Annotated in this window: 2 protein-coding genes; one reads left to right on the forward strand and one right to left on the reverse strand. The window is 59.1% G+C overall.

Translation table 11 applies throughout. From position 1 onward, the window contains the following. Window positions 1–72: 72 nt before the first annotated feature. The gene (locus tag PMI23_RS28075) at window positions 73–2,070 is read right to left on the reverse strand and encodes an alpha-1,4-glucan--maltose-1-phosphate maltosyltransferase (protein WP_007919180.1); all 1,998 of its coding nucleotides are present in this window, start codon (window positions 2,068–2,070) and stop codon (window positions 73–75) included. Between the two features lie 217 nt (window positions 2,071–2,287). On the opposite strand from PMI23_RS28075, the gene PMI23_RS29925 reads away from it, so the two are divergent. Further along, window positions 2,288–2,446: a hypothetical protein gene (locus tag PMI23_RS29925; protein WP_003224520.1), complete on the forward strand. Its 159-nt coding sequence runs from the start codon at window positions 2,288–2,290 to the stop codon at window positions 2,444–2,446. Window positions 2,447–2,552 lie beyond the last annotated feature (106 nt).

Genomic DNA, 2,552 nt, shown 5'->3' on the forward strand with positions numbered 1-2,552 from the left:
GGCTGCGATCTTTTGATCTTGCTTTTAAAAGATCGCAGCCTTCGGCAGCTCCTACAGGGGTTTGGGCAATGCTTAGGTGGCAGTGATTCGCCAAATGCCAAACGGCTGATACGCCGGGTCAATCCGCATGAACTGGTATTTGCCATGCCAGTCCCAGCGATGCCCGTTCATCAAGTCTTCGCCGTGTGTCGTCGCGTCATCGGGCAAGCCCATTTCCCACAGCGGCAGTTCGAAATTCGCCTCCTGCACGTTGTGCGGATCGAGGCTGACCGCGACCAGAATGAAATTGCTGCCGTCGAAGCTGCGCTTGCCGAAATACAGAATGTTGTCGTTCCAGGCGTTGTAGACCTTCAGGCCCAGATGCGTGTGCAGCGCCGGGTTCTGCCGGCGGATACGGTTGAGTTGGGCGATCTCGGCAATGATGTTGCCGGGCGCTGTAAAGTCGCGGACGCGGATCTCGTACTTCTCCGAGTCGAGGTATTCTTCTTTGCCCGGCACCGGAGCCGATTCGCACAGTTCGAACCCCGAATACATCCCCCACAAGCCCGAGCCCATGGTTGCCAGCGCCGCACGAATCAAAAATCCCGGACGCCCGGATTCGTGGAGGAACGCCGGGTTGATGTCTGGCGTGTTGACGAAGAAGTTCGGCCGGTAGCATTCGCGCCACGGCGATTCATTCAGCTCAGTGAAATAGGTCGCCAGCTCAGCCTTGCTGTTGCGCCAAGTGAAGTAGGTGTAGCTCTGGGTGTAACCGACCTTGCCCAGCCGCGCCATCATCGCTGGCGTGGTGAAGGCTTCGGCGAGGAAGATCACTTCCGGGTACAGCGCCCGCACATCAGCGATCAGCCATTGCCAGAACGGCAGCGGTTTGGTGTGCGGATTGTCGACGCGAAAGATCTTTACGCCCTCCTCGACCCAACCGATGACGATATCGCGCAACTCGACCCACAGGCTCGGAATCGCGTCCGGCGCATAGAAGTCGACGTTGACGATGTCCTGATATTTCTTCGGCGGGTTTTCCGCGTATTTGATCGTGCCGTCGGGACGCCAGTTGAACCAGCCCGGATGCTGTTTGAGCCACGGGTGATCCTGGGAACACTGAATGGCAAAATCGAGGGCGATTTCCAGGCCGTGATCGGCGGCAGCGGCCACCAGTCGGCGGAAATCTTCGCGGGTGCCGAGTTGCGAGTGAATGGCCTCGTGGCCGCCCTCCTCACTGCCGATGGCATAAGGACTGCCCGGATCATCGGGGCCGGCGGTCAGGGAGTTGTTGCGGCCCTTGCGATGGGCGCGGCCAATCGGATGGATCGGCGTGAAATACAGCACGTCGAAACCCATGTCCTGAATCATCGGCAAACGCGCGTGCACGTCATTGAAGGTGCCGTGACGGTGGGGATCGTCGGTGATCGAGCGCGGAAACAGTTCATACCAACTGGCAAATTCGGCCAGTTCGCGTTCGACGTCCACCGGGAATTCCGGACTGACGCTCAGATAGGCGCGATGATCGGCCTCAGCCATCAATTGCGCACTGCGCGAGTGCAGGAACAACGCGACCTGCTCGGTTTCGAGCAGCCCGGACAACTCGTGGTGCAACGCGGCAAGCTGTTCGCTCAGTTGGCCTTCGCTGCGTTCAGCGGCCTGTTGCACCATCGTGCGGCCTTCTTGCAACTCGAGCGAAACGGGTACGGCGGCGTTGTGTTTCTTCTCCAGTTCATATTGGAAACTGGCGAAATGGTCGATCCACGCTTCGATACAGTAGAGGAAACGCCCTTGGTGCTCAGGGCGGAACTGGCCTTGCCAGCCATTGTTGCCCTGATCAGCCATGACCTCGGTCTGCCAGGTCTCCTCGCCTTCCTCGCGCCAGCGAATGCGCACGGCGAGTTTGTCGTGACCGTCGGCAAACACTTTGCTGGTGACCACAATTTCACGGCCGGCAATCGACTTCACGGCGAACTGCCCGCCATCGAGGGTCGGCATGGTGTTTTCAATGGCAATTCGCGGCAGCAGCAAGGCCTGCGACAGCGGCATGTGCGGGTTGTAGCTTAATTCAGAAGGTTTTTCAGCCGTCATTGAGCATCTCTCCTTAACGCCCCAAGGACGCTCTTGTGCCGGGTCAGTGTTCGCAACGCTGCGCCTGCCCCGCAATGAACTCACTTAGGTTCCGAGCGACCGGCGCCGGGAAAAGTTCAGATGAAATTGCCGTGTCAGAAAAGCGGATCGAATTCGCCAAGAGGTGGTCAATCCACTTAAGCACTTCTCACGCCATGTGCCACACGGAGGTCATCAGATGAACATCCCGATCCCGGCCGAAACGCCTGATCCGAACATCGACAAACCCACTCTTCCCGAGACCGAGCCGCAGCCGATTCCCGAGCAGGAACCACCGGGAACCACACCGCCGCCCAAAGAAGAACCACCGACGACGATGCCACCCGTCATCGTCTGATTGATCGTTAACTGATCGTTCCCACGCTCCGCGTGGGAATGCAGCCCGGGACGCTCCGCGTCCCAAAGCGGACGCATAGCGTCCATTGAGGCGTTCCCACGCAGAG

Origin of the sequence: Pseudomonas sp. GM24, from assembly GCF_000282235.1 — a bacterium.
Classification (GTDB): Bacteria; Pseudomonadota; Gammaproteobacteria; order Pseudomonadales; family Pseudomonadaceae; genus Aquipseudomonas.

Bases quoted from the DNA above. Each gene is read 5' to 3' on its own strand.
- PMI23_RS29925 (WP_003224520.1), top strand. From the start codon at position 2,288: ATGAACATCCCGATCCCGGCCGAAACGCCTGATCCGAACATCGACAAA.
- PMI23_RS28075 (WP_007919180.1), bottom strand. From the start codon at position 2,070: ATGACGGCTGAAAAACCTTCTGAATTAAGCTACAACCCGCACATGCCG.